Here is a 24,822-nt window from a genome sequence, read left to right as displayed (position 1 = left end):
TTTCCGCCATCTGCTGCAGCATGGAACGTCATCGAAGACTGGTCCGCGCCCACCGCACCCGATGGGAAGCGACCACCGACTGGCTCGGCGCCTGCAAGCCGCTTGAGCTCATCCTCGGCATGGTCACCGGCATCACCCTGATCGCCGCCCTTCATGCGATGTGGAGCGCGTGATCATGGACGCGCTCCTCGTCTTCGCCGTCACGATTGCCTTCATGATCGTCGCGGTCGGCTATACCGGCCGAGTGGCGCTGCTGGAGCGGCGTGGCCAGCTCGCGCATCGCGGTGCGCTCCGGCGCAAGCGCAATCTCTAGCGCGGGGGCGGCCCGGCCAGCGTCGCGGCGAGCGCAGCGTCCCAGCGTGGCAGGCGGATTCCGCCGCGTTTCTCCTGCAGTGCTGCCGCCTGATTATAGGTGGCGAGCAGCGTTGCCGGACGGCAGAAGGCGTCGATCGTTCGCGCGCGGCCAAGGTTGATCTCGATGGTCCGGGCCATGCGCCAGCCGACGGTGTACCAGGGCCCCTGCGTGCCGAAATAGCCGCGCATCTTCGCGGTGATCGCGGCCTCGTCGCCCGCAGTCCCGGCGAGGATCGACCGGAACCACGCATCCTGTTCGGTCATCTCTGCCGCGAACCTGGCGGCGTTGCGGTCCCATTCGGCGCGTTCGGCCGCGTCGCTCTCGGTATGCGGATGGATCGCCGGCCCGCCCGCTGCGGCGAGCATCGCGAGTCCCTCGCCATAGGCGCTGAGCCAGCCGATCAGCGATGCGCGTCTCGGCTCGGTTCCCTGCGGCTTTGCGCTGCAGGCGGCGCCCATGCCGATATGATGAAGCTCATGCGCGAGCGTGTTGGCGGCCTTCTCCGGCCGCACGGCGGGATTGAGCATCAGGAAGATCGCCGGATCGCCCGAAAGGTCGAAGACGAACTCGTTCGGTTTCGGCTTCACCATCGGAAAGATCGTCGCGCGCAACGTCGTTCCGGGCGGAAGATAGGCCAGCGCCCTGGCGGCGGCCGCGCCGCTCGGATCGGCCTGCCAGCGGTCGAGCGCCATGCGCAGCGGTGCGGCGCGCGCGACTGTCTCGGGCGCGGTCAGGAAGGCACGGAACTCGGCATCGGTGAAGTCGCGCTTCATCGCCGCCTCGCGTTCCTTGAGACGCCGATATCCGCGGCTCGCAAACAGCGCCTGCCATTCAGCCTCGTCCGGCGTACGGCCGGCGGCGAGTGCCTCGATCAGCGCGACGGCCGCCCTGGCCTCATCCATGTCCAGCGACACCTGCACCCGCGCGGGGGCTTGTGCGGCCCCATCGCTGACGGTCGCGGTGAGCAGCGCCAATGACAGCCATGGGGAAGCGGCTCTGGCCATCCGCAGACTGTAGTGACTACATGTGTAATCGTAAAGCCGTGCGGCGGTCAGGCAGGGGCAATCGCTCCGTCGCGCACCGCATAGCGCGCGGCGTCGCCTATCCCGTCGAATAGCTCGGGCTCGGTCCCGGTCATCCACACCTGTCCGTGCCCCGCCAGCCGCTCGAACAGTGCGCGCCTGCGGCTCGGATCGAGATGCGCGGCGACCTCGTCGAGCAGCAGGATCGGCGCGCGGCCGGTGCGGTCGGCGACCAGCTCTGCATGGGCGAGCACGATGCCGAGCAGCAGCGCCTTCTGCTCGCCGGTCGAACAGAGCTGCGCCGCCTGATCCTTGCCCAGATGGGTCACGGACAGGTCCTGCCGGTGCGGCCCTGTGAGGGTGCGTCCCGCCGCGGTATCGCGTGCACGGCCTGCCCGCAGCGCCTGCGCCAGATCGGCCACCGCCTCGCCCTCAAGCGTCAGCCCGGCCCGTGCGAACACGCCTTCGGGCTGGTCCGCCAGTCGCGCCGCCAGCGCTTTGACCGCACCCCGCCGCGCACCGTCGATCGCCGCGCCATGTTCGGCCATTCGGGCCTCCAGCGCGGTCAGCCAGTCGGGGTCGGCGGGTTCATCCGCCGCCAGCAGCCGGTTGCGCTCGCGCATCGCCGCCTCGTAGCGCGCGGTGTGATGGGCATGGCCGGGCGCGAGCGCCAGCGTCAGCCGGTCGAGGAAGCGCCGCCGCTCGCTCGCCGGCTCGACGAACAGCCGGTCCATCGCCGGGGTCAGCCACAGCACCGTCAGCCATTCGGAGAGGCTGGTGGCCGCCGCCGCCGCGCCGTTGACGCGGACCACCCGGCGTTCGGGGGCAGGGGCCTGCGTGCCGGTGCCGATCTCGACGCTTTCCGCCAGGGTGGCCGCGACCGCGAAACCGCCGCTGCCGCCCTGTCGGGCGATCTCGGGCAGGGGCGCCCGGCGCAGCCCGCGCCCCGGCGCGAGCAGCGATACCGCCTCCAGCACATTGGTCTTGCCCGCGCCATTGTCGCCGGTCAGCACCACGAACCCCGTGCCGGGCGTCAGCGCCGCCGCGGCGTGATTACGGAAATCGGTCAGGACAAGGCGGGCAAGGGCCATTTGCCCGCCTGTAGCGATGCGAGAGCACGAGCGGAAGCGACCGCCATTGATCGGCAGTGATTGCGCGCTATCTCTCCCATCATGCCGAATCGAGCGCGCGTCTTTCTCACTACCACCACCCGGGGCGACCGGGTGGGCCGCACGCGCAGCTAGCCGCGGCGGACTCTCTCCCGGTGACGGGTGAGGGCGCACGGCACCTGTTTCCGCTCCGGACTTTTCCGCGCCAGCTTTTCCCGGCGCCGTCCGCTGTGTAAGGCGCACCAAACAGGATTGCCGAAATGAACATGATCTCCGTCACGCTTCCCGATGGTTCGGTCCGCGAAGTCGCGCCCGGCACCACCCCCGCAGACATTGCCGCCGCGATCGGCCCCGGCCTCGCCAAGGCGGCGATCGCCGCGCGCGTCGATGGCGAACTGCGCGATATCGGGCGCCCGCTCGAACAGGATGTGCAGCTCGCGCTGGTCACCTCGCGCGACGAGGCGGACGCGCTCGAACTCGCGCGCCACGATTTCGCGCACGTGCTGGCCGAAGCGGTGCAGGCGCTGTTCCCCGGCACGCAGATCACCTTCGGCCCGGCGACCGACGACGGCTTCTATTACGACGTGATGGCCCCGGCCTCGCGCGATCCCTTCTCGATGGACGATCTTCCGGCGATCGAGGAGAAGATGCGCGAGATCATCCGCGCCGACAAACCGCTCCGCCGCGAAGTGTGGAGCCGCCAGGCGCTGATCGACCGCTGGACGGCCGAGGGCGAGAGCTTCAAGGCCGAATGGGCGAAGGAGCTGCCCGAGGGCGAGGAACTGACCGTCTATTGGTCGGGCGACGACTGGCTCGACATGTGCCGCGGCCCGCACCTCGCCTCGACCGGCAAGCTCGATCCGCAGGCGTTCAAGCTGATGCGCGTCGCGGGCGCCTATTGGCGCGGCGACCAGAAGAATGCGCAGCTCACGCGCATCTACGGCACCGGCTGGCTCAACAAGAAGCAGCTCGACGCGCACCTCCACAAGCTCGAGGAAGCGGCCAAGCGCGACCACCGCAAACTGGGACAGGAGATGGACCTGTTCCACCTCCAGCAGGAAGCGCATGGCAGCGTCTTCTGGCACCCCAAGGGCTATATGATCTGGCGCGAGCTGGAGGCCTATATGCGCCGCGCGATCGACGGCGCCGGCTACCGCGAAGTCAAGACGCCGCAGGTGATGGACGCGCGCCAGTGGGAGGCGTCGGGGCACTGGGGCAAGTATCGCGAGAACATGTTCGTGATCCCCGACGAGGTGCCGAACGTCGACGATGACGGCCCGATCGTCTCGAACGACGCCGACTGGATGGCATTGAAGCCGATGAACTGCCCGGCGCACATCCTGATCTTCAAGCAGGGGATCAAGTCGTACCGCGACCTGCCGCTGCGCTTCTACGAGAATGGCTGCTGCCACCGCAACGAGCCGCACGGCGCGCTCCACGGCCTGATGCGCGTGCGTCAGTTCACCCAGGACGACGCGCACATCTTCTGCCGCGAAGACCAGATCGTCGACGAGGTGAAGGCGTTCTGCGCGCTCGCCGATCGCGTCTACAAGGATTTCGGCTTCACCTACTCGATCAAGCTCGCGTTGCGCCCCGAAAAGCGCTTCGGGACCGAGGAGATGTGGGACCAGGCCGAGGCCGAGTTGCGCGATGCGGTCGAGAAGGCCGGTCTCGCGACCGCGGAATATGGCTGGGAGGAACTGCCGGGCGAGGGCGCCTTCTACGCGCCCAAGCTCGAGTGGCACCTCACCGACGCGATCGGCCGGACCTGGCAGGTCGGCACGATCCAGTCGGACCGCGTGCTGCCCGAGCGCCTCGACGCGACCTATGTCGCCGAGGATGGCGAGCGTCATCGCCCGGTCATGCTCCACCGCGCGATCTTCGGTTCGTATGAGCGTTTCATCGGCATCCTGATCGAGCATTTCGCCGGCCGGCTGCCGGCGTGGCTCGCGCCGACCCAGGCGGTGGTCGCGACGATCGTCTCCGACGCCGACGATTATGCGAAGGACGCCGTCGCCCAGCTCAAGGCCGCGGGCATCCGTGCCGACAGCGATCTGCGCAACGAGAAGATCAACTACAAGGTGCGCGAGCACAGCCTCGCCAAGGTCCCGCATTTGCTGGTGGTCGGCAAGCGTGAGGCAGAGGAAGGCACCGTCGCCATCCGCACGCTGGGCGTCGAGGGCCAGCGCGTGATCCCGCTCGCCGAGGCGATCGCCTGGCTCAAGGGCGAGGCGACGCCCCCGGACCTCCTGGGATGATTCGCGCCGGAACCGCTGCGGACGTGCCGCGCGCGCTGGAGATCTGGCGCGCCGCGGTCGACGCGACGCATGGGTTCCTCAGCGCCGGGGATCGCGCCGAGATCGACGCGATGGTGGCGGAGCAGTTCCTGCCCAATGTGCCATTGTGGCTTGCGGTCGACGATGCGGACCGTCCGCAGGGCTTCCTCGTCATGGACGGCGAGATGATCGACGCGCTGTTCGTCGATCCGGCGGTGCACGGCTGCGGAATCGGGAGTGCGCTGATCGACCATGCCCTCTCGCTCGCGCCCAACGCACTGGTCGACGCGAGCGAGCAGGCGAGCAATGCCGTGCCCTTCTACGAATCGCGCGGCTTCGTCCGTACCGGCCGGTCCGAGCAGGATCCGCAGGGCCGGCCCTATCCGTTGATCCATTTCCGTCACCCCGGCCGCGCGGGGTGAAAGGCCGGACGCGCCATGCCCCCGGAGAGGCGCTGGCGCGGCACCGGCATGATACGGGCTATGTCGCGGTCGTGCTCGACGGCGGCTATCTGGAGGCGGGCGAGAGCGGCCGCATCCGGGCCGAGGCGGGAATGGCGCTGATCCATCACGGCTGGTCGGCGCATCAGGACGGCTTTGGTGTGGCCGGCGCGCATGTTCTGAATTTGCCTCTCCCCGCCGGTCTTGCCGAAGGCGCGGTCCGGGTCGCCGATCCCGACGCCGTCGTCCGGCTGGCCGAGCGTGATCTGCATGCCGCCGCCGAGCTGGTGCGCGATACCGCGACGCCGATGCTCGCCGGGCCGAACGACTGGCCCGACCTGCTCGCCGCCGCACTCGCCCGCGATCCGGCGCTGTCGATCACCGGCTGGGCCGATCATGCCGGGCTCGACCCCGCCTCGGTCAGCCGCGGCTTTGCGCGCGCCTATGGCGTCAGTCCCAAGCGCTTCCGGCTCGAACTGCGCACCCGCACCGCCGTGCGCGCGCTGGCGGGGTGGCGCGGCACGCTCGCCGATCTGGCAGCCGATCACGGTTTTGCCGATCAGGCGCATTTCGCGCGCGCCGCACTGGCGCTGACCGGCTTCACGCCCTCGCAGCTCAGGGTTTAGGGCAAAGTCCGTTCAAGCCCGACCTCGGTGTTCTAGTCTAATAGCACAGTCATGGACCGCCGCCTCTTCCTCGCCGCCACGCTGGGCTCGCTCGCCGCCGCCCGCGCCATCCTCCCCGCCGCAGCGCAGGCCGCACCGCCCGTCACCCGCTGGAAGGTCGGTGCATCGGAAGGGCATGATGCCTTCGCCTTTCTCGGCCCGCTCTCGGGCGAGGCGCTTTACCAGACCTATTATGCCGCCGATGCCGCCGCCTTCGCGCCCAAGCTGCCCGAAGCGATTCGCGCCGATATCCCGAAACTGTGGAAGGAGGCGGGCAAGGATTACGGCCTGCTCGGCCCCAATCTTTCCACCGCTTTGTCGGGCGCCGATCTCTCCACCCTCGATGCCGTGATCTCAAATTTCGATGATCTCGAGGGCCGCGTACGCCCCGCCTATCAGGCCAGCCCCTATTGGGACGCCAAGGACTGGGCCTGGCTCACCGCCCAGGCGCCGCGCCTGCGTGGAGTGTTCGTGGCGATGCGCGATGCGGGCTTCGCCGCCTTCCGCGCAGAACGCACCACGGGGATCGAGACGCGCGCCGCGGAAATCGCCCGCGCCCTCGCAAACTACGATGTGATCAAATGGCAGCGCAAGCTGACCGGCCGCGCCTTCGAACCCGAGATTTCGATCGTGCTGCTGCAATTCTCCAAGCCGCACGGCATCAAGGTGCAGGGCCAGACCTTCCTCCAGTCGGCCGACTATGACGTAGCGCTTACCGTCCGAATCGCCGCGCACGAGATGCTGCACCCACCGGTGCCGATGGACGGCGCCGCGGCGAAGGCGGCGATTGCGGTGCTGGAGAAGGACGCGGTGATGATGCGGATCGTCCGCGAACATGATCCGCGCTGGGGCTACACCACGCTCGAAGGCTATCTGAACGAGGATCTGTGCCAGGCGCTCGACCAGACGATCAGCGAGGCGCTGGGCGTCGCGCGCAATCCCGCCGATCGCTGGCGCAAGGCGGATGATGGCATGCACATCCTCGCCGCGGGTCTCTATGGCCTGTTGCGCGCCGACAAATGGGTCGAGAATGGCGGCGACATCGAGCAGTGGCTGGCACGGGCGGTGGCAGCGGGCCGGCTCGCGCCGCGGGTGCTTCACCCCGTCGCCGCACAGGTGCTCGAACGGCCCGTCGATCGGCTCTGGCCGCTTGGCTAGTTTGTTGTGGCTGGTGCGGTAAACACAGGCTCTCCGCTTGCCTGAGCGGACCTCGGCTCCCATATTGCGTAGCGTTCGCGCCACAGCCTGTGGCTTTTTCGCCTGAATGCGCGCGGCGGGGCTACCCTGTCGCGCCTCGGCGCGCTATCTTACCGGTCTATAACTGTAACAGGAGCTGTTCCTATACGTCCTCCCATGTCCCGGCGCGGGTTCGCGCCCCCGGTGCCTACCGGCCCGCGCTTCAACGAATTCATCCAGTCGCCCAAGGTTCGCGTGATCGACCATGAGGGTGAGAATCTGGGCGTGATGTACACGCGTGAAGCGATGGAACAGGCGCAGGAGCTGGGCCTCGACCTGGTCGAAGTGTCGCCCAACGCTGATCCGCCCGTCGCCAAGTTCCTCGATGTCGGCAAGTACAAGTACGAGGCGCAGAAAAAGGCGAACCTCGCCCGCAAGTCGCAGAAGACGCAGGAGATCAAGGAGATCAAGATGCGTCCGAACATCGACGACCATGACTATGAGACCAAGATGAAGGCGGTCCATAAGTTCATCGGTGAGGGCGACAAGGTGAAGATCACCCTGCGCTTCCGCGGGCGTGAGCTGTCGCACGGCCAGCTCGGCATGGCGCTGCTCAAGCGCGTCCAGGATGATTGCGCCGAGGATGCGAAGGTCGAGTCCTATCCGCGCATGGAAGGCCGTCAGATGCTCATGGTGCTTTCGCCCAAGTGAGTCGCGGGCGGCTGCGCTAGTCGCAGCCGCCGCCTCCCCCGTCCGAAGCGCAATCCGAAGCGGTCGAGCTGTCGCCACTGGCGCTGCTATGCGCGTCCGTACCGCCGTCGCGGGCCTTCTTCACCTGTGCGGCGTAGATCGCGATGAACGTGGTGAACAGCGAGACGCCGACGGCGAGCAGCGCGATCCAGACGGCCTTCATACCGGCGGCTCCCACAATTCGATCGCATTGCCTTCGGGGTCGTGGATGCGCGCGAACTTGCCGGTTTCCGGCGTGTCCCATTCATCCTTGGTGATGATCGCGATCCCCGCAGCGTTGAGCTGCTCGAGCATCCCCTCAAGATCGCTGACGCGCAGATTGATCAGAAACTGCTTGTCCGCGGCGAAATAGTCAGTGTCGGCCTTGAACGGCGCGAACACCATCGGCCCGCCCTGAGTCTGCCAGTACCAGTCGTCGGGATCGCCTTCCCCTTCGGCATTGCATCCCATGCCGATGTTCAGATGCTCACGATACCATGCGACGAGTGCGTCCGGGTCCTTCGCGCGAAAGAAGAACCCGCCCATGCCGAGTACGCCCATCGATCCACCTCCTTGCCGGTCGCGCGATCCTAGGGCGCAAAGTCCGGCTCGGCTAGGCGTGCACGGTTCCCGGGATGACGGAGGGAAGGGAAGTGGGCTTCGATTGGCTCTTCAGGCGGCCTGTACGAGCCCAGCGTCAGCGCTGGCGCATCTCGATCACCCGCCATTCGCCGTCGATCCGGCATGCGGTGCCATCGATCGCGCCTTGCGCGAACGGGCGGCAGCTGCGCCCCGCCTTGTCGGTGAAATCCTTGCCGGCGGTCGGACCATATTCGCCACCAGCGACCGACGGGTCGTTCAATACCTGCTGGAGCCGTCCGCTCGCCATCAGCATGCCGCCATGGAAGGCGACCGGCGAGCCCGGCTCGGCCCAGATGCTCAGCGTGATGAAGACGCCGAACCCCATGACCGCCAGTGCCGCCGTCCACCTGACCCAACGCTTGCGAAGGCCGCGCAGCCATCCCGAACGGGCAGGGGTTTCGGCTGTATCGAGACTCTGGGTCTGCATGATGGAAATTCCGGAAGTGAGTGTGTTGCAAAGCTAACTCACTTGTGGCGGAATTGCAACGGCGTGCTCACGCGGCTGTCGCGAACTCTCCCAGCCCGGTGGCGGCATCCAGCATTCGCCGTTCGAGCGACTTGAGCCGCAGCACCGCGCTGATCTTGTCGCCGGTCAGGTCGGTTACATAGAAGGTATCGACCGCGCGCTCGCCATAGGTGGCGACATGGGCGGAGTGGATCGTCACCTTGGACTGGAACAGCGCATAGGCAAGGTGGTGGAGCAACGCCGGCCGGTCGCGTGCATTCACCTCGATCACGGTAAAGCGATTCGACGCCTTGTTGTCGATCAGCACCGCCGGCTCGATTGCGAAGGCGTCGGCGCGTGGGCGGGGCAGGGGCTTGGCCGCCAGCCGCTCGGTCAGCTTGGCGCGATTGGCCAGCGCCTCGGCGATGCCGGTCTCGATCCGGGCAAGCTGGCCGGGGTCGTCGAATGGGCGGCCGAGCGGATCCTGCACCAGGAAGTTGTCGATCGCCATGCCGTCGCGCGTGGTGTGGATGCGCGCGTCGATGATGTTGCCGCCCGCGGCATGGATCGCGCCGGCGATGCGGTAGAACAGGCCGGCATGGTCGGCGGCATAGACCGTCACCAGCGTCGCGCCGCGATCGGGATAGACCGTCGCCTCGACCGACAGCTGCGCCTCGCCCGAACGCTCGATGAAGCGCACGTTACGCTCGATCACATCCTCGGGCTCGGCGACCCAATAGGGATCGGGCAGCCGTTTGATCAGCGCGCTCATGTCGCGCCCGATCGCGGCCGACAGGGCTTCCTGCTTCGCCGCGATCCGCTCGCCGCGGCCCTTCTGCTTGTGGCCGAGCCGCAGCACCTCCTCGGCGCTGTCGAAGAGGTTGGTGAGCAGCTGGCGCTTCCACCCGTTCCAGACGCCGGGGCCGACCGCGCGGATATCGACGATGGTGAGGACGAGCAGCATCATCAGCCGTTGCGGCGACTGTACCACCTCGGCGAAATCGAGGATCGTCTTGAAGTCGGACAGGTCGCGCTTGAACGCGGTGGCGGACATCAGCAGGTGCCAGCGGACCAGCCATGCGACCGTCTCGGTCTCGGCGGGCGTCAGCCCGAGCCGCGGGCAAAGCCGCTGCGCCACTTCCGCGCCCAGCACGCTATGGTCGCCGCCGCGCCCCTTGGCGATATCGTGCAGCAGCACTGACACATAGAGCGCGCGGCGCGACGCGATCTGGTCGAGAACCCCGCTGGCGAGCGGGTGATCCTCCTTGAGGTCGCCCTTCTCGATCTGGCTGAGCAGCCCGATCGCGCGGATCGAATGCTCGTCCACCGTGTAGTGGTGGTACATGTCGAACTGCATCTGCGCGACGACGCGGCCAAAGTCCGGAACGAACCGCCCGAAGACGCCTGCCTCGTTCATCCAGCGCAGCACCGTTTCGGGGTCGCGCGGCGACGTCAGCACGTCCATGAACAGCGCGTTGGCGCGCGGGTCGTTGCGTCGGTCGTCGATCAGCTTGGCGTCGCGCGCGGCGGCGCGCATCGTCAGCGGATGCACCTCCAGCGTGTGCAGGTCGGCGAGCTGGAACACCTCGAGCAGCCGCACCGGATCCTCGGCGAAGAAGCTATCGCGCGGCAGCGCCAGCCGCCCGCGGTCGAGCACGAAGCCCTTGAGCTTCGCCGGCGACCGGCGGATCCGCGGCAGCCCGAAGCGGCTCCCGCGCGCGGCGAACTTCTCGTCGAGATGGGCGAGGAAGACGCCGGTCAGGTCGCCGACCATCTTCGCCTGCAGGAAGTAGAAGTGCATGAAGCGCTCGACCTTCGACTTGCCCGGCCGGTCGGCGTAGCGCATGCGCTCGGCGATTTCGCGCTGGAAGTCGAACGTCAGCCGGTCCTCGGCGCGCCCGGCGATGTTGTGAAGGTGGCAGCGCACTGCCCACAGGAAGTTCTCGGCGCGCCGGAACTGGCGGTATTCCAGCTTGGTCAGCAGCCCCGCGCCGACCAGCTCGGCCGGCTCGACCACGCCATAGGTATATTTGCCGATCCAGAAGAGCGTGTGGAGGTCGCGCAGCCCGCCCTTGCCCTCCTTGACGTTGGGTTCGACGACATAGCGGCTGTCGCCCATCTTGCGGTGGCGCTCGTTCCGCTCGTCCAGCTTCTGCGCGATGAAGGCGCGCGCGCTGTCCTTCTGCACTTCCGTGCGGAAGCGTGTCGCCGCCTCGTCGTACAGCGCGGTGTCGCCCCACACATAGCGCCCCTCGAGCAACGCGGTGCGGATCGTCACGTCCGCCTTGGCCTCGCGCACCATCTCGTCGAGCGAGCGCGAGCTGTGCCCGACCTTCAGCCCCATGTCCCACAGCGAGTAGAGGATCGATTCGATCACCTGCTCGCTCCAGCTGGTCTGTTTCCACGGGGTGATGAAGCCGATGTCGACGTCGCTGAACGGCGCCATCTCGCCGCGGCCATAGCCGCCGACCGCGACCAGCGCCATCCGCTCGGCCGCGCTCGGGTTGCTGTTGGGATAGAGCCGCGCGAGGGTGAAGTCCCACAGCACGCGCAGCAGCTGGTCCATCAGGAACGCGCCGCTCGCCGCGCTTTCATGGCCGCGTGCGGGATGTTCCTCCAGCCGCCGGGCGATCTCGGCGCGTCCGGCTTCCAGCGCCGCCTTGAGCCGCAATGCCCCGGCCTGGCGCAGCCGCATCGTGTCGGGCGCGCTCAGCGCCGCCAATTCGTCCGCCAGCGCCCGCCGATCGACGATCGCGCGGCGGTTGGGGACGGAGTCGAAGCGCGCGGACATGGCTGCCAGATAGGGGAAGCCGCGCCCGCGCGCTACAAAGCTTTGAAGGGACGGGGGTTAGTCGGGCTTCCGCGCAACGCCCACCAGCGCCGGGCGCAGCAGGCGGTCCTTGATCATGTAGCCGGTCTGGATTTCCTGGACGATCGTGCCCGGTGCGGCGTCGGCGCTCGGCACTTCCATCATCGCCTGGTGGCGATTGGGGTCGAGCGCTTCGCCCAATGCCGACACCTTGGAGATGCCGTGGCGCGCGAACACGCTGTCGAGCTCGCGCCCGGTCGCCTCGAGCCCGGTGACCAGGCCCTTGAGCTTCTCGTCCCCGCGCAGCTCGTCCGGAATCGCCGAGAGCGCACGCGCGAGGTTGTCGGCGACCGACAGGATGTCGCGGGCGAAGCTGGTCGCGGCATAGGCGCGCGCGTCCTCGGCCTCCTTCTGCGCGCGGCGCAGCAGGTTCTGCGCCTCGGCGCGGGCATAGAGGCTCGCCGACTGCGCTTCGGCAAGCTGGGCTTCCAGCTCGGCGACGCGGTCATGCTCGGCGACTTCGGGGGCGCCCTCCGCGGTCTCCTGACGGAGGTCCTCGGTCGCTTCGGTCTTGCTTTCTTCGGTCATAGTCCCTGTTTTTCTTCGTGTTTCAGGCCAATAGTCTGGCGAGGGTCGCTGCGGTGAAATCCACCATGGGCACGACGCGGGCATAGTTCAACCGTGTCGGTCCGATGACACCGACCACGCCGACCACGCGTCCGTCGAGCGACCGCACCGGTTTGGCGATCACCGACGAGCCGGACAGCGCGAACAATTTGTTCTCCGACCCGATGAAGATGCGCGTCGCCTCGCCCTCGCGCGCGCTGTCGAGCAGGCGGGCGATCTCTTCCTTGCCCTCCAGCTCGTCGAGCAGCTGGCTGACCCGGTCGAGATCGTCGGCCGCGGCGCTGTCGATCAGCCGCGCCTGGCCGCGCACGATCAGCACCGGCCGGTCGCCGCCATCCTGCGACCAGACGGCGAGGCCACGCTCGACCAGCGCCCGCGCCGCATCGTCCAGCGCCGCACGCTCGGCGCGCAGCTCGCGCTCGACCCGTGCGCGCGCCTCGCTCAGCGTCAGTCCGCCCAGCGTCGCGGTCAGGTAATTTGCCGCCTGCTCCAGCGCCCCTGCCGGCATCCCCGGCGGCAGCTCGACCACGCGGTTCTCGACCGACCCGTCCTCGCCCACCAGCACCGCGAGCGCGCGATCCTGGCCCAGCGGCACGAAGCCGAACTGGCGCACCACCCGCTCGGCCTTGGGCACCAGCACCATGCCGGCGCAGGCCGACAGGCCGGACAGCGCCGCGGTGGTGCTGGCCAGCGCCTCCTCGACCGGTCCGCCCCCGCCGGCGCGCGCTTCGATCGCGGCGCGCTCCTCGGCCGAGGGTTCGGACGCACGCATCATCCCGTCGACGAACAGCCGCAGTCCCAGCTCGGTCGGCATCCGCCCCGCGCTGGTATGCGGCGCGGCGAGCAGCCCGAATTCTTCCAGATCCTGCATCACGTTGCGGATCGACGCCGGGGAGAGGTTGAGCCCGGCGACGCGCGAGATGGTCCGCGACCCCACCGGCTGTCCCGCGTCGAGATATGATTCGACCACCACGCGAAAGATATCGCGTGCGCGGTCGGTCAGTTCGGTGATCGGCGGGGTGGTCACAATCCAGTCATGTAACGCACCCGCGCCGCGGCTCAAGGGTGGGCCTCTAGGGCCGCGCCCCGATCAGCGGGCCGAGTGCGGGGATCAGGTCCGGCGCATTGCCGATTGCGGCGGCCATGGCGTGGTTGGCGTCGCGGTCGCAGCCAAAGTCGAAATAGAGCGTCGTCGTGCTCTGCCGTCCGCGCCAGCGGATCTCGGCGCTCGGCATGTCGGTGGCGGCTTGGGTGCACCCCGGCTCGCCATGCGCATAGCGCCGCGTCCGTGCGGTCGCGGGGCGATAGGGGGCGAGCGACCGGGCCAGCGCTGCCGCTTGCTCGGGCGTCACGCGAAAACTGCGCTGGCCGGTCACGGCGGTGAAGCGGATACCCGTGAAATTGCCCATGCCGTTGGGGCTGACTTGAAAGCGATAGACCGGGCAGCGGCCGAAGCACGGGCCGGTCTGATATTCGATGGCCTCGCCGCTCACCGGGCGCACCGGCGATGTGGGGGCCGGGCGCGCGTAGGTCTGAGGAGGCGGTGCTTGCGGTCTCGGCGCGACGGGCGGGCGTGGCACGCCTCCCGGCGGCGTCACCTGCGGAATGCACGCGCTCGTCCCCAATCCGGCCAGTATAATCGCGATACGCTTCATCGATGATCCTCCACGGATCGCGAACCGAGACTGGCGCGTTCGGTTCCCGGCGTTTAGGTGCCGGGACAAGAAACCCACAGGAGATTCCCGTTATGCGCCCCAGCGGCCGCACCCCCGATCAGATGCGCGCGATCTCGATCGAGCCCAATTTCACCATTCATGCCGAGGGTTCGGTGCTGATCGCCTTCGGCAACACCAAGGTGCTGGTCACCGCCAGCGTCGAGGAGCGCGTGCCGCCCTTCCTGCGCGGCAAGGGCCAGGGCTGGGTCACCGCCGAATATGGCATGCTCCCCCGCGCCACCCACACCCGCGGCAACCGCGAAGCCGCCAAGGGCAAGCAGTCGGGCCGCACCCAGGAAATCCAGCGGCTGATCGGCCGCTCGCTCCGCGCCGTCACCGACCTCACTGCGCTCGGCGAGCGCCAGATCACCCTCGACTGCGACGTGATTCAGGCCGATGGCGGCACCCGCACCGCGGCGATCTCGGGCGCGTGGGTCGCGCTGCGCATCGCGGTCGACAAGCTGCTCGCCTCGGGTGCGCTGACCAGGGATCCGATCCTCACCCAGGTCGCGGCCGTCTCGTGCGGCATCTATCAGGGCAATCCGGTGCTCGACCTCGACTATGACGAGGACTCGGCCGCCGATGCCGACGCCAATTTCGTCCTGCTCGCCGACGGCAAGATCGCCGAGGCGCAGGCGACCGCGGAAGGCGCGACCTATGACGAGGAAGGGCTGCTCCGCCTGCTCCGTCTCGCCCGCATCGGCTGCAACGACATCTTCGCCGCCCAGCTCAAGGCCGCCGGCCGGTGAGCGGGGAGGGCAGGGACCCGCAGGCGATCCGCAAGCTCGCCGCGGGCAAGCTCGTCATCGCCAGCCATAATGAGGGCAAGGTGCGCGAAATCCGCGCGCTGCTCGCCCCCTATGGCATCGAGCCGGTCAGCGCCGGATCGCTCGGCCTGCCCGAGCCGGACGAGACCGGCACCACCTTCGTCGCCAATGCCGAGCTCAAAGCGATGCAGGCGGCGGATCTTTCGGGCCTTCCCGCGCTCGCCGACGATTCGGGGATGTGCGTCGATGCGCTCGGCGGTGAGCCGGGCATCTTCTCGGCGCGCTGGGCCGGGCCGTCCAAGGATTTCGGCCTCGCGATGGAGCTGGTCGAGAGGAACATCGCCGATACCGCGGTCGAGGGCGAGCCTGCCCCGTCGCGCGACGCGCATTTCGTCTGCGCGCTGGCGCTCGCCTGGCCCGACGGTCATGTCGAATGGTTCGAAGGGCGCGTCGACGGCACTTTGGTCTGGCCGCCGCGTGGCGCCAATGGCTTCGGCTATGATCCGATGTTCCTGCCCGATGGCCATGTGGAAACTTTCGGCGAGATGGATCCCGAGGCGAAGCACGCGATGAGCCATCGCGCCGACGCCTTCCGCCAGCTCGTCGCCGCGGTGTTCTGAGGCATTCTGAAGGGGATGAGCGGCCCTGCACGCGGCGGACGGTGAGTCCGTCGCGGCATGCTCCATGCAATCTCCATCAATTCGCTTGCTGCGTGACCACCTCGCGCTGTACGTGACAGCTCCATGACAATTCCTCCGCCGGATCGGTCGCGGGATCGCCGGATCGAGGATCCGACGAACCTCTGGATCATCCACCCGGCAGGCCGCGGCCTGCTGCCGTGGTTCATCGCGCGCGGAATTTCGGCCAACGCCGTGTCGGTCGCGGGACTCGCGCTCGGCATCGGCGCCGCCTTTGCCTATTCGAACTGGAGCGACTGGCGCTGGGCGATCGCCGGGTTGCTGCTTTCCGCCGGATGGCTGATCGCCGACGGGCTCGACGGAATGATCGCGCGTGCGACCGGCACGGCCAGCGCGCTCGGCCGCTTCCTCGACGGACTGTGCGATCACGGCGTCTTCATCCTGATCTATGTCGTCCTCGCCAGCTCGATCGGCACGGTCGAGGGCTGGGCGCTGGCGATCTCCGCGGGCGTCGCGCATGCCGTGCAGTCGAGCCTCTACGAGGGCGAGCGCGCGCGGTTCCACCGCCGTTGCAAGGGGGATGCGGGCACCCCGCCCGTGCCCAGCCGCAACCCGCTGGTGCGCCTCTATGATTCGGTCGCCAACGCGGTCGATCGCTTCTCTCGCGCCTTTGACGACAGCCTGCGCCGTCATCCCGATCCTGCGGCGTTCGGCGCAGCCTATGGCGAAGCCGCGACCGGCCCGCTGGGGCTGATGCGGCTGCTCAGCGCCAATATGCGCGTCATCGCGATCTTCGTCGCTTGTCTCGCGGGCAATCCGCGCCTCTTCTGGTGGTTCGAGCTGATTCCGCTCACCGCCATCCTCGTCATCGGCCTGTTCTGGCACCGTGCAGTCGAAGCGCGGCTCGCCGGTGCCGCAAGTCAATTGCTTTCCACCCCATCCCACACCCAAAGGACGTGAAGTAAATGTCGAGCATCAACATCGCCATCGTCGGCGTCGGCAACTGCGCCAGCTCTCTGGTTCAGGGCCTGTCGCATTATCGTGACGGCGCCAATGACACCGTTGGCCTGATGCACTGGGATCTTGGCGGTTATCGCCCCAGCGACATCCGCGTCGTCGCGGCGTGGGACGTCGATGCGCGCAAGGTCGGGCACGATGTCGCCGACGCGATCTTCGCCAAGCCCAATTGCACCGCGATCTTCTGCGAATCGATCGAGCCGACCGGCACCAAGGTCCAGATGGGCCGTATCCTCGACGGCGTCGCCGATCACATGGAGGATTATGCCGACGACCGTACCTTCGTCGTCGCCAAGGAGCGTGAGGCGACCAAGGACGAAGTCGTCGCGGCGCTGCGCTCGGCCAAGGTCGACGTGCTGATGAACTACCTGCCCGTCGGGTCGCAGGAAGCCAGCGAATTCTACGCCGAATGCGCGCTCGAAGCTGGCGTCGCCTTCGTCAACAACATCCCGGTGTTCATCGCCAGCAACCCCGAATGGGCGCAGCGCTTCGTCGATGCCGGCGTGCCGATCATCGGCGACGACATCAAGGCGCAGCTTGGTGCGACGATCGTCCACCGCGTGCTGACCGACCTGTTCGCCAAGCGCGGCGTCAAGCTCGAGCGGACCTACCAGCTCAACACCGGCGGCAACACCGACTTCCTCAACATGTCGAACCACCGCCGCCTGGCCTCGAAGAAGGTCTCGAAGACCGAGGCGGTCCAGTCGGTCGCGGCCGAGCGGCTCGAGGACGAGAATGTCCATATCGGTCCGTCGGACTATGTGCCGTGGCAGAATGACAACAAGGTCTGCTTCCTGCGCATGGAAGGCGCGATGTTCGGCGGCGTGCCGATGAACCTCGAGCTGCGCCTGTCGGTCGAGGACAGCCCCAACTCGGCGGGCGTCGCGATCGACATGATCCGCTGCGCCAAGCTTGCCAAGGACCGCGGTCTGGCCGGTCCGATCGACGCCGCATCGGCCTATTTCTGCAAGCACCCGCGCACGCAGATGACCGACGACATCGCCCAGCTCGAAGTCGAGAAGTTCATCGCAGCCGCGTAAACATTGAAGACGGTACCGGCTCGTTTCCTCGCAAGAGGAGGCGGGCCGGCATCGCAATGACGGGTTCAAGATGATCGAAACCGCGATCCTGCTCGCCGCGGGAGAGGGCAGCCGCCTTCGTCCGGCAGCGCCGTTCAAGCCGCTCTGCCCGGTTGCCGGCCGGCCGCTGGTCCAGCACGCGCTGCACGGGCTGGCGGCGGCGGGTCTGTCGCGCGCGATCGTCGTGCTCGGCTATGGCGCGGACGAGATCGAGGCCTATCTGCGCGCAGGCCATTGGCCGCTCTTCGTCGAGATGGTGCGGGTCGAGGATTATCGCAAACCCAATGGCAGCTCGCTGCTCGCCGCCGAACCGCTGCTCAAGCGGGACGAGGAAACGCTGCTGGCGATGTGCGATCATCTCGTCGATCCGGCGCTCTACCGCCGGCTGGCCCATGCCGGGGCGGGCCATGGCGCGCGGCTCGGCATCGACCGGCGGCTGGGCCATCCCTGGGTCGATCCCGAGGACGTTACCTGCGTTGCGACCGAGGGCGACGCGATCGTCGCGATCGGCAAGGGGCTCGAGCCGCACGACTGCTACGACACCGGCGTGTTCGCGATCGGCCAGCCCTTGTTCGATGCGCTCCACATGCTCGACTCCCCCTCGCTGACCGAGGGGATGCGCATCCTCGCCGCGCAAAAGCGCGCGCAGGTGGTGGATTGCAGCGACCTCGACTGGCTGGACGTGGACGACGCCCCCGCGCTCGCCAAGGCGGAGGCCTGGAAGGCCTAACGCGGCTTGTGATCGGTCCCCGCGCCCGCGGTGATGAAGACGCAGTTCGCGCTTTCGCCCGGCGCGATATCGGCGGTGTGCCACACACCCGGCGGGTTGATCGCATAGTCGCCCGCTTCCAGCGTCACCCGCGTCTCGCCGCCGTCCTCAGCCTGCTGGATCAGCGTCACCCGCCCATCGACGCACAGCACCACTTCCGCGCCCATCGGGTGAACCTCCCACATGCCCCAGCTTTCGGTGAAGCCATACTGCATCACCACACGCCCTTCCGCCCCGTCGGCCTCATGGCGCGCGCCATAGGCCTCATACCATTCCGGGCCGGTCAGCACCGGTTCGGTGACGGCGGTCGCGCCAAGGCCGAGATGGATCGGGTGCGTGTCGAGCCGGGGCATGTCGTGTCCTTTCAGGCGGGTTCCAGCGTGCGTTCGCTCATCAGGAAATCGGTCAGCCGGTCCGCATTGGGCTCGACCCCGTTCTTCTGGAGCAGGATGCCGATATTGCCGCGATGATAGGTGCCATGGGTGGCGACGTGCAACAGCATGTCGCCGCGCGTCATCCGACCCGGCGACCCGTTGGAGAAAGTGAAGTCGATCGTCTCGTCGCGCTGCGCATGGGTCAGAAGATCGGCATAGGAGACATACCATTCGGCGGTGACGATCGCCTTGCGCGCCAGCGTCTCGAAGTCGGGCAGCTCGAACGACCGCGGCGCATGGCGGCCATGCGCGCGGCCCTCCAGATTGTCGCCGAAAATCTCGTCCACCGTCTGGATATGGTCGAGCAGCCGAAGGATCAGCATCCGGTCGAACGGGTCGATCCGGTGCAGATTGGCTGCGATCGTCGCGGTCAGTTCGCCGGTCGCCCAGCTCTTGTACCGCATCAGCGTGTCATAAGGGTAAGCGGGCATCCGTAGCTCCCTCGTCAGGCGGGTTTGATCGCGCGGTAGATCGAGATCGATCCGGTCGCGGTGGCGAAGCGGTGCGGCTCGGCGACATCGGTGAAGCCGGCGGCGCGGATCAGGCCGGGCAGCACGCCATCGGCATTGGGCTGGGTGGTCGCGGTGCCGTCGACCGCCTGCACCAGCCGGAAGGCCGTTCGCATCGCCAGGCTGCGCTGCGCACCATAATCGGCGATCAGCAGCAGCCCGCCCGGCGCCAGCGCGCCATGCATCGCCGCCAGCCCGGCGCGTTTCTCGGCCATCGGCACCTGATGGAACACCAGGCTGGAGACGATGGCACGCACCTCGCACCCGGCGAGCAAGGTGGCGAGATCGCGCAGATAGCCCTGTTCCAGCGCCGCCTGTACGCCGGCTTCACGCAGCTTGGCCGCAGCGCGCGTCAGGATTCGCGGATCGGGATCGACGCCGATCAGCCGTGCCTTCGGAAAGTCGCGGCCGAGCTCGGCCAGCAAACTGCCGGTGCCGCATCCGGCATCGACGATGCACCCGCCCGCATGGGGCGCCAGCATCGCGCGCAACGCCGCCCGCCATGCCCGCTCGCGCGTCAGCAGGCGGATCGCCGGATCATAGAGTCCCAGCACCGGAAAGGCCGGGATGAAGCCGCTTTGGGTCGGAGCCGATTGCATGCCGAAAATTTGCGAGCTATCGCTCACATTGTCTACTCGCATTGCCGGAGAGCACCGCCATGGCCAGCCCGCCCCCGTTGAATCCGCGCAAAATGGCCTCGCAATCGCGCTCGCAGGCGACGGTCGAGGCGTTGCTCGACGCAACTGCTCGTATTCTGGTGCGCGAGGGATATGACCGGGCAAGCACCAACCGCATCGCTGCGGTGGCCGGGGTCAGCGTCGGCTCGCTCTACCAGTATTTCCCCAACAAGGAGTCGATCGTCGGCGCGCTGGTCGCACGCCACAACCGCCAGATCCTCGACCTGCTGCGCGATTCGATGGCGGCAGTGGCCGAACTCGATCTCGAATGCGCGATGCGCGTGCTGGTCGGCGCGATGATCGATGCGCACCGCGTCGATCCCGACCTGCATCGCATCTGCGACGAACAGATCCCGCGCATGGGCCAGCTCGCCGAGGTCGAGGCGATCGACCGCGAGATCTTTGCCGTGGTCCGCGCCTATCTCGACGAACGGCGTGGCGAGATCGAGATACGCGACCTCGATACCGCGACCTTCATCTGCGTCACCACGGTCGAGACGCTGACGCACGACGCGGTGCTCCATCCCCACGGCTCGATCGATCCCGAGGCTCTGGTCGAGGAGGTGACCCGGCTGCTGGTCGGCTATCTGCGCCCCCGTCACCGCGCGCTGGAAACAGTTTAGCGCCATCAATAGAATAGATATTGCGAGTCAGTTGCAAAATAACTATCCGCCCCCTCGATCAACAGGGCGGGAAACACATGAAAACGATCTGGCTGGCTTCAGCTTCACTGGCTTCCATGGTCTTGAGCGGGGGAGCGGCACGCGCCGATGAAACTCCGCAGGCTCGCGGCGGAGCGCCCGCAGGCGACGAAACCCAAGCCTCTCAGACCGTCGAGACGGTCACCGTCACCGGCCATCTCGCGGAAGCTCCGGTCGCGGCCAAGGCCGACATCCCCCTGCTCGAAAGCAGTCAGGCGATCTCCTCGGTCCCCGCCGACCTGATCGAGGCGCAGGGGCTGCGCCGTGTCGGCGAGGTGCTGTTCAACGTCGCGGGCGTCTCGCGCAGCAACAATTACGGCTTCTTCGACGGCTTCAACATCCGCGGCTTCAACGCCACCAACGCCACCTATCTCGACGGGCTGCTCGACGACACCGGCTACGGCACGTCGGAGATGAGCATTCTCGACCGGGTCGAGGTGGTGAAGGGCCCCGCCTCAGGCCTGTTCGGGCAGGGGCCGATCTCGGGCATCGTCAACCTCGTCAGCAAACGCCCCCAGGCGGATGCGTTCCTCGATATCGGCGTGGCGGCCGGCAGCTATGCGTTCAAGGAAGTGACGCTCGACGCCAACGCCCCGCTCAACGCTTCGGGCACACTGCTCGCCCGCCTCGCCGCCGTCTATCGCGACCAGGATTTCTTCGTCGACTATTCGGGCCAGCGCCGCATCCTGGTCGCGTCCGCGCTGACCTGGAAGCCGGCGCCCGAAACCACGCTGACCCTGCTCGGCCGCTATCTCGACGATCATATCAATCCATGGTCGCCGACCACCGCCTATGGCACCGCTTTGCCCAATCCCAACGGCCAGGTGCGGCGCAAGCTCTCGATCAACGACGGCGTCTATCCGGCGGTTCAGGATAATGATTACTGGAGCCTGGGCTATGTGTTCGATCACAAGTTCAGCGACGCGATCGCCGTCCACCAGTCGCTGCGCTATCAGGATTTCCACAACAGCTGGGATAATTGGCTGTTCATCACCGGCATCTCGGCCGATCGCCGCCGTGTGACGCGCGCCTTTTACGGCCCCTATGACCAGCATGGCACCTATTTCCGCGTCGACACCAACGCCAGCGCGCGTTTCGATACCGGGCCGCTCGACCATTACCTCATGGTCGGGATCGACTATGGCCGCCGGCGCGCCAGCGACACCAATGTCTACGACACCAGCCGCCCCTATGAGCTGGACCTGTTCAACCCCGTTTACGGTACCGTCCCCGGCCACAACCCGGCGGTTCCTGCGGCGACCGCTGCCAGCACCACCCGCCAGCGCGGCATCTATGTTCAGGATCATATCAAGCTCGGCGACGCGCTTGCGATCACGCTCGGCGGCCGCTGGGATCTCGCGATCAGCCGCAACGCCAATAATGGCGTGCAGGGGACGGAGGTCCGCGACACCGCGTTCAGCCCGCGTGCCGGCGTCACGCTCAAGATCGCCGACTGGGTCTCGGCCTATGTGAACTATGCCAAGTCATTCAATCCGCAGGGCAGCTATCGCTCGGCCGACGGCTCGCCGCTGCCGCCCGAGAATGGCGTGAACTATGAGGGCGGCCTCAAATTCGCCCGCGCCGACGGCAGCCTGACGGGGATGCTGACGGTGTTCGAGCTGACCCGCGCCAATGTCGCGACCGCCGATGCCGTCCTGCCCAACGTCTATGTCCTCACCGGACAGCAGCGCACCCGCGGGCTTGAGGCCGAGGTCGCATGGCGCCCCGCGCCGGGCGTCGAACTGACCGGCGCCTACACCCATCTCAACGCCGTGGTCACCGCCGACAACCGGCTGCGCGTGGGATCGCGGCTCGGCTCGATCCCGCGCGACATCGTCAATCTCTGGGGCCGCTATACCGTCCAGCACGGTCCGCTCGCCAATCTCGGCGGGGGGCTGGGGCTGCATCATGAGAGCGACCGCATGGCCAGCACTGCCTCGGCGGTGCCGGGAGCGACGGCGCCCTTCCTGCTCGGCGCGTACACGCTGGTCGATGCCGCGCTCTATTACCGTATCGGCGACTGGTCGCTTCAGGCCAATGTCCGCAACCTGTTCGACGAGCGCTATTTTCCCACCGGCTCGCTCACCCGCACCACCCCGGGCGAACCGCGCAGCTTCACGGTAAGGCTGAGCCGCCGGTTCTAGTTCTTCCCTCGCCCCGTCAGGGGAGAGGGATGCGCAGACTTGGGTCTTGCGCAGCAAGGCCTTAGTCGGAGCTGGGAGAGGGGAGCGAGCCGGAGGCTCGCGCGCTTGCCTCGCAAGCGCTCACCCCTCACCAACCTGCGCTAGGCGCTGAAGCGCCAAGCTCCGGTATCCTCTCCCCACAGGGGAGAGGAGAATTCCCAGTTTTCCCTAAGGCAACGCCTTCCGCCCCCACACATTCCCCGCCGGCGAATAGCGGCACACCAGATAATCGTCGCGCCGGTTGCTCGCGAGCGCGCAGCCGACGCGCGTCGTGCCGTTCCACACGATCTGGCTGTAATGGCCGGTGTCGCCAAAGCGGCCCGTCCGGCTGACGTTCGGCACCGGCCCGTTCACGAAGTCGCGCCGCTCGTCGATCCAGTGCTGTGCCATCTCTTCATAGCGATAGGCGCCGCGGGTGCCGGTCCACAGATTCTCGCCCTGTGCCGCCGGGCCGCGCGGTTGCTTCGAATGTTCGAACACGCTGCGGCGGGCGAGTTCCCTGGCATAGCGCTCCGCATCCTTAGCGAGTGCCGGATCCCAGCTCAGCGGCGACATCCGCACCTCGGCGCGGGCTTCGTTGTGCAGCGCCAGCATCGCGTTACGCAGCCGGTCGTTGCCGCGCGGCGCATTTTCCTCGAACCGGCGCGGCTCGACCACCCGCTCAGGCGCATCCTGCGGCACGGCCGAACACCCTGCGAGCAACAGCAATGGCAGCAGCATCTTTCGCAAACCTCCGTTCGGGCGCATAGCGCGCCGCAAATGAACGCTTCCCGACCGCAGCCGCCTCTGGCCCTTTACGTCCATTGGCCGTTCTGCGTTTCCAAATGCCCGTACTGCGATTTCAACAGCCATGTCCGCGAATTGGTGGACCAGGATGCGTGGCGCAAGGCGATGCTCGCCGATCTCGCGCATGAGGCGGCGTTGCTGCCCGGGCGGCGGCTCGGCTCGATCTTCTTCGGCGGCGGCACGCCTTCGCTGATGCCGCCCGAGACGGTTGCGGCGGTGATCGATGCCGCCACCACCGCCTGGTCCCCGGTCGGCGATGTCGAGATCACGCTGGAGGCGAACCCCTCCTCGGTCGAGGCGGCGCGCTTCGCCGATCTCGCCGCCGCCGGGGTCAACCGCGTCTCGCTCGGGCTTCAGGCGCTTCATGACGATGCCCTGCACTTCCTTGGCCGCGCGCATGGCGTGGATGAGGGGCTGGCGGCGCTCGCTACCGCCCAGCGCCACTTCGGCCGGGTCAGCTTTGACCTGATCTATGCCCGCCCGGGCCAGAGCGTCGCGTCATGGGAGGCCGAACTGGCGCGCGCGCTCAGCTTCGGGACCGAGCATCTCTCGCTCTATCAGCTGACGATCGAGCCGGGCACGCGCTTCGCCACGCTCGCGGCCAAGGGCGAGCTGACGATCCCCGGCGAGGACGATGCCGCCGATCTGTGGGACGTGACCCAGTCGCTCACCGCCGCCGCCGGCCTGCCGCGCTATGAGGTATCGAACCACGCCCGGCCGGGGGCGGAGAGCCGCCACAATCTCGCTTACTGGCGCTACACCGATTATGCCGGGGTCGGCCCGGGCGCGCATGGCCGCCGCACCGGTCTCGCCACGCTCCGCCACAAGAAGCCCGAAAACTGGATCGCCGCGGTCGAACGCAACGGCTCCGGGCTGCAGGAGGAGACGCCGCTGTCCGAAACCGAGGTGGCGATGGAGCGACTCGTCATGGGGCTGCGCATGACCGCAGGCATCGACCTTTCGGACATTCCGGAGGGGATGCTGGACATGGCGAAAGTCGCGAATCCCAACTTCGACCGCTACTTGTTCCGTTCCGGCAATCGCCTCGCCGTCACCGACGCCGGCATGCCGGTCCTCGAAGCCCTGCTGCGCGAGATCGTCCGGGGCTAGGTGCAAGGTTCCAACACACTGAAAGAACGCGTGAATTCACGCGCGCTTGCAATGTTGGATTTCATTTGCTGGCATCAATGGACCGCGCTCCGGCACGGTTCTTTGATAAGATGGCAAAGTGGAACAACGGCACGCGCCGCTG

28 protein-coding genes are annotated in these 24,822 nt (G+C 67.6%); 15 read left to right on the top strand and 13 right to left on the bottom strand.

Going from position 1 to position 24,822, the window contains the following annotated elements:
- Positions 1-20: 20 nt before the first annotated feature.
- Together AC07TU_RS00695 and AC07TU_RS00690 are read left to right on the top strand one after the other, a co-directional pair.
- Positions 21-173: a hypothetical protein gene (locus AC07TU_RS00695; RefSeq protein WP_495185994.1), complete on the top strand. Its 153-nt coding sequence runs from the start codon at positions 21-23 to the stop codon at positions 171-173.
- A gap of 2 nt (positions 174-175) precedes the next feature.
- A complete protein-coding gene (locus tag AC07TU_RS00690; RefSeq protein WP_495185993.1) occupies positions 176-313 on the top strand; it encodes a hypothetical protein in 138 nt (45 codons plus the stop codon).
- On the opposite strand, the gene AC07TU_RS00685 is transcribed toward AC07TU_RS00690, so the two are convergent.
- Complete coding sequence (locus AC07TU_RS00685; RefSeq protein ID WP_495185992.1) at positions 310-1,359, bottom strand: DUF5700 domain-containing putative Zn-dependent protease; 1,050 nt, start codon at positions 1,357-1,359, stop codon at positions 310-312. The genes AC07TU_RS00690 and AC07TU_RS00685 overlap by 4 nt on opposite strands.
- A gap of 47 nt (positions 1,360-1,406) precedes the next feature.
- On the bottom strand, positions 1,407-2,468 hold the full coding sequence (gene recF / locus AC07TU_RS00680; protein WP_495185991.1) for a DNA replication/repair protein RecF: 1,062 nt from the start codon (positions 2,466-2,468) through the stop codon (positions 1,407-1,409).
- Positions 2,469-2,752: 284 nt separating this feature from the next.
- On the opposite strand from recF, the gene thrS reads away from it, so the two are divergent.
- From thrS to infC, 5 genes are all read left to right on the top strand, one after another.
- On the top strand, positions 2,753-4,744 hold the full coding sequence (gene thrS, locus AC07TU_RS00675) for a threonine--tRNA ligase (RefSeq protein ID WP_495186870.1): 1,992 nt from the start codon (positions 2,753-2,755) through the stop codon (positions 4,742-4,744).
- Complete coding sequence (locus AC07TU_RS00670; RefSeq protein WP_495185990.1) at positions 4,741-5,184, top strand: acetyltransferase; 444 nt, start codon at positions 4,741-4,743, stop codon at positions 5,182-5,184. The genes thrS and AC07TU_RS00670 overlap by 4 nt, the downstream gene beginning before the upstream one ends.
- Positions 5,181-5,828: a helix-turn-helix domain-containing protein gene (locus AC07TU_RS00665; RefSeq protein WP_495185989.1), complete on the top strand. Its 648-nt coding sequence runs from the start codon at positions 5,181-5,183 to the stop codon at positions 5,826-5,828. The genes AC07TU_RS00670 and AC07TU_RS00665 overlap by 4 nt, the downstream gene beginning before the upstream one ends.
- Before the next feature lie 51 nt (positions 5,829-5,879).
- Positions 5,880-7,025, top strand: a complete 1,146-nt coding sequence (locus AC07TU_RS00660; RefSeq protein WP_495185988.1) for a hypothetical protein — start codon at positions 5,880-5,882, stop codon at positions 7,023-7,025.
- 195 nt (positions 7,026-7,220) lie between these two features.
- The gene (infC, locus tag AC07TU_RS00655; RefSeq protein ID WP_066571643.1) at positions 7,221-7,754 is read left to right on the top strand and encodes a translation initiation factor IF-3; all 534 of its coding nucleotides are present in this window, start codon (positions 7,221-7,223) and stop codon (positions 7,752-7,754) included.
- A gap of 16 nt (positions 7,755-7,770) precedes the next feature.
- Here infC and AC07TU_RS00650 read toward each other — a convergent pair whose 3' ends face one another.
- From AC07TU_RS00650 to AC07TU_RS00620, 7 genes are all read right to left on the bottom strand, one after another.
- Positions 7,771-7,956 (bottom strand): hypothetical protein, encoded by a 186-nt coding sequence (locus tag AC07TU_RS00650; protein ID WP_495185987.1) that lies wholly within the window; start codon positions 7,954-7,956, stop codon positions 7,771-7,773.
- Positions 7,953-8,333, bottom strand: a complete 381-nt coding sequence (locus tag AC07TU_RS00645) for a VOC family protein (protein ID WP_495185986.1) — start codon at positions 8,331-8,333, stop codon at positions 7,953-7,955. The genes AC07TU_RS00650 and AC07TU_RS00645 overlap by 4 nt, the downstream gene beginning before the upstream one ends.
- Before the next feature lie 136 nt (positions 8,334-8,469).
- A complete protein-coding gene (locus tag AC07TU_RS00640) occupies positions 8,470-8,841 on the bottom strand; it encodes a hypothetical protein (RefSeq protein ID WP_495185985.1) in 372 nt (123 codons plus the stop codon).
- A gap of 67 nt (positions 8,842-8,908) precedes the next feature.
- The gene (locus AC07TU_RS00635; RefSeq protein WP_495185984.1) at positions 8,909-11,650 is read right to left on the bottom strand and encodes a [protein-PII] uridylyltransferase; all 2,742 of its coding nucleotides are present in this window, start codon (positions 11,648-11,650) and stop codon (positions 8,909-8,911) included.
- 57 nt (positions 11,651-11,707) lie between these two features.
- Positions 11,708-12,256 (bottom strand): nucleotide exchange factor GrpE, encoded by a 549-nt coding sequence (gene grpE / locus AC07TU_RS00630; protein ID WP_495185983.1) that lies wholly within the window; start codon positions 12,254-12,256, stop codon positions 11,708-11,710.
- A gap of 22 nt (positions 12,257-12,278) precedes the next feature.
- Complete coding sequence (hrcA, locus tag AC07TU_RS00625; RefSeq protein WP_495185982.1) at positions 12,279-13,322, bottom strand: heat-inducible transcriptional repressor HrcA; 1,044 nt, start codon at positions 13,320-13,322, stop codon at positions 12,279-12,281.
- 46 nt (positions 13,323-13,368) lie between these two features.
- Complete coding sequence (locus tag AC07TU_RS00620) at positions 13,369-13,788, bottom strand: DUF6438 domain-containing protein (protein WP_495185981.1); 420 nt, start codon at positions 13,786-13,788, stop codon at positions 13,369-13,371.
- A gap of 254 nt (positions 13,789-14,042) precedes the next feature.
- On the opposite strand from AC07TU_RS00620, the gene rph reads away from it, so the two are divergent.
- The 5 genes from rph to AC07TU_RS00595 all read left to right on the top strand — a co-directional run bounded on the left by rph (position 14,043) and on the right by AC07TU_RS00595 (position 18,241).
- Positions 14,043-14,759, top strand: coding sequence for a ribonuclease PH (rph, locus tag AC07TU_RS00615; RefSeq protein ID WP_495185980.1), 717 nt, complete (start codon positions 14,043-14,045; stop codon positions 14,757-14,759).
- Positions 14,756-15,397, top strand: a complete 642-nt coding sequence (gene rdgB / locus AC07TU_RS00610; RefSeq protein ID WP_495185979.1) for an RdgB/HAM1 family non-canonical purine NTP pyrophosphatase — start codon at positions 14,756-14,758, stop codon at positions 15,395-15,397. Before rph ends, rdgB begins: the two co-directional genes overlap by 4 nt.
- A 123-nt stretch (positions 15,398-15,520) precedes the next feature.
- Positions 15,521-16,375 (top strand): CDP-alcohol phosphatidyltransferase family protein, encoded by an 855-nt coding sequence (locus AC07TU_RS00605; protein WP_495185978.1) that lies wholly within the window; start codon positions 15,521-15,523, stop codon positions 16,373-16,375.
- Positions 16,376-16,380: 5 nt separating this feature from the next.
- A complete protein-coding gene (locus tag AC07TU_RS00600) occupies positions 16,381-17,472 on the top strand; it encodes an inositol-3-phosphate synthase (RefSeq protein WP_495185977.1) in 1,092 nt (363 codons plus the stop codon).
- Between the two features lie 70 nt (positions 17,473-17,542).
- Positions 17,543-18,241 carry a phosphocholine cytidylyltransferase family protein gene (locus tag AC07TU_RS00595; RefSeq protein WP_495185976.1) on the top strand — a complete coding sequence of 233 codons (699 nt, stop codon included), beginning with the start codon at positions 17,543-17,545 and terminating at the stop codon, positions 18,239-18,241.
- Here the strand turns inward: AC07TU_RS00595 and AC07TU_RS00590 are convergent.
- From AC07TU_RS00590 to AC07TU_RS00580, 3 genes are read right to left on the bottom strand one after another with little or no spacing between them, the layout of a single operon-like run.
- Positions 18,238-18,633: a cupin domain-containing protein gene (locus AC07TU_RS00590; RefSeq protein WP_495185975.1), complete on the bottom strand. Its 396-nt coding sequence runs from the start codon at positions 18,631-18,633 to the stop codon at positions 18,238-18,240. The genes AC07TU_RS00595 and AC07TU_RS00590 overlap by 4 nt on opposite strands.
- Positions 18,634-18,644: 11 nt before the next feature.
- Complete coding sequence (locus AC07TU_RS00585) at positions 18,645-19,145, bottom strand: DinB family protein (protein WP_495185974.1); 501 nt, start codon at positions 19,143-19,145, stop codon at positions 18,645-18,647.
- Between the two features lie 14 nt (positions 19,146-19,159).
- Positions 19,160-19,822, bottom strand: a complete 663-nt coding sequence (locus AC07TU_RS00580; RefSeq protein ID WP_495185973.1) for a class I SAM-dependent methyltransferase — start codon at positions 19,820-19,822, stop codon at positions 19,160-19,162.
- 92 nt (positions 19,823-19,914) lie between these two features.
- Here AC07TU_RS00580 and AC07TU_RS00575 point away from each other — a divergent pair, with 92 nt between their 5' ends.
- Together AC07TU_RS00575 and AC07TU_RS00570 are read left to right on the top strand one after the other, a co-directional pair.
- A complete protein-coding gene (locus AC07TU_RS00575; RefSeq protein ID WP_495185972.1) occupies positions 19,915-20,523 on the top strand; it encodes a TetR/AcrR family transcriptional regulator in 609 nt (202 codons plus the stop codon).
- Between the two features lie 77 nt (positions 20,524-20,600).
- Positions 20,601-22,745 carry a TonB-dependent siderophore receptor gene (locus tag AC07TU_RS00570; RefSeq protein WP_495185971.1) on the top strand — a complete coding sequence of 715 codons (2,145 nt, stop codon included), beginning with the start codon at positions 20,601-20,603 and terminating at the stop codon, positions 22,743-22,745.
- 207 nt (positions 22,746-22,952) lie between these two features.
- On the opposite strand, the gene AC07TU_RS00565 is transcribed toward AC07TU_RS00570, so the two are convergent.
- Positions 22,953-23,504, bottom strand: a complete 552-nt coding sequence (locus AC07TU_RS00565) for a CAP domain-containing protein (RefSeq protein ID WP_495185970.1) — start codon at positions 23,502-23,504, stop codon at positions 22,953-22,955.
- Between the two features lie 39 nt (positions 23,505-23,543).
- Between AC07TU_RS00565 and hemW the strand changes: the two genes are divergently transcribed.
- Positions 23,544-24,680 carry a radical SAM family heme chaperone HemW gene (hemW, locus tag AC07TU_RS00560; protein WP_495185969.1) on the top strand — a complete coding sequence of 379 codons (1,137 nt, stop codon included), beginning with the start codon at positions 23,544-23,546 and terminating at the stop codon, positions 24,678-24,680.
- The last annotated feature ends 142 nt before the right edge of the window (positions 24,681-24,822 follow it).

Source organism: Sphingomonas sp. GW821-FHT03E12, assembly GCF_059420685.1.
Note: the sequence above shows the minus strand (reverse complement) of the source record. Positions and strands in the feature narration are given on the sequence as shown.